This window comes from Lamprobacter modestohalophilus (assembly GCF_016583905.1).
In the GTDB taxonomy this organism is placed as follows: domain Bacteria; phylum Pseudomonadota; class Gammaproteobacteria; order Chromatiales; family Chromatiaceae; genus Lamprobacter; species Lamprobacter modestohalophilus.
This window is the reverse complement of sequence record NZ_NRRY01000166.1, coordinates 1-1,161: the sequence shown is the minus strand read 5'-3', so window position 1 is coordinate 1,161 and position 1,161 is coordinate 1. Positions and strand designations below refer to the sequence as shown.

Sequence of the window (1,161 nt, the reverse complement as noted above, 5' to 3'; positions counted from 1 at the left end):
GACTCCGCGATGCCAGCCGCTCGAAGAGATCCCAACTCGGGTTCATCATCAACACGTCCTTCGCCTGGGCTGCGCTCCTGAGCACGGATGTCGGGGTTTCCACAGCCTGGGCTGAAGCCGCTGGAGGTGAGGCGATGGCAGGTTTCAGCCCCGTGAACGGTTACCAGTAAAGAAAAAAAAGGCTTCTTCCATGTTAGTCAAAACCCACACGTAACCTTCGTTTCCGCCCTTAAGCTTAATTGGTGTTTCGTCAGCGTGGACCAACTTACCGGTAACGATTCGCTCTTTAATTTTTTCACAAGTATTTGTGTAGAAATCGGCTGCAATAGACTTAATATGATGCACCGTTGTTTCAGAAATACTAAAGCCAAACAACTCGTTAATGCTTCGAGCAATCGTTCTTTGTAATAGGCAGAGATGTATAACATGATAGATAGAATAGGCGACAAAGCCTTGCCCATACTTTCGATTTGACCACGACGACGGATAGACTTTTGTAGATTCGCCGCAGGATTTACAGTGAAATTCGCGCGCTACATATTTGACTACATCTCTCGAAATTCCTCGTTTTGTAAATTTAAGGTCATAAACAGTACGTTCTCCTACTTTTTCTTTTGAAAAGCTCTTTTCCCCACATCGCAAACACGTATTTGGGGCAACAGGGTCAATGACCCTATTAGGTTCTACCTTTTGACTAGAAATCGCCTGCCTTTTTGAAATCGTCTTCAATCTTCTGGACGAATTGACATAAACCATATCCCGCTGATGATCCCAGTAAGCTGCATTATTAATGGCTTGGAAATCATCTAACAAAAAGTCTCTTCTTGACCGCCCATGCGTTTCAGTATCCGAAAAATTACTATCGAACACTATTGCTTTTCCAGATTGTTCTGAGCAGAGTTTAGAAACTGCTTTTGTAACAAGCGAAAGAGCCCGGCAGTCATCCGAATTGTAAATGATCAACTGCTGCTTCAGTTTATGGTCGTGCGTATTCTCCCATTCGGTCCGCCACAAAACCGACCTTGCTCCCGACGGGCCTTGATCATCCCTTGGTCCAAAACTGAGTATTCCGGTAGGCGATCAACCACGCTGAAGGCGTGGCAGGAGCGCCGGGTCGGCGTACCCTTGGAAGTGCAAACTGACCGAGGGAAAAGCCGTTGC

At 46.3% G+C, this 1,161-nt stretch carries 1 protein-coding gene; it reads right to left on the bottom strand.

All coding sequences use genetic code 11. The features are described 5' to 3' along the window. Positions 1–144 precede the first annotated feature (144 nt). On the bottom strand, positions 145–1,068 hold the full coding sequence (locus CKO42_RS26630) for an IS66 family transposase (RefSeq protein ID WP_338035016.1): 924 nt from the start codon (positions 1,066–1,068) through the stop codon (positions 145–147). Between the last annotated feature and the right edge of the window lie 93 nt (positions 1,069–1,161).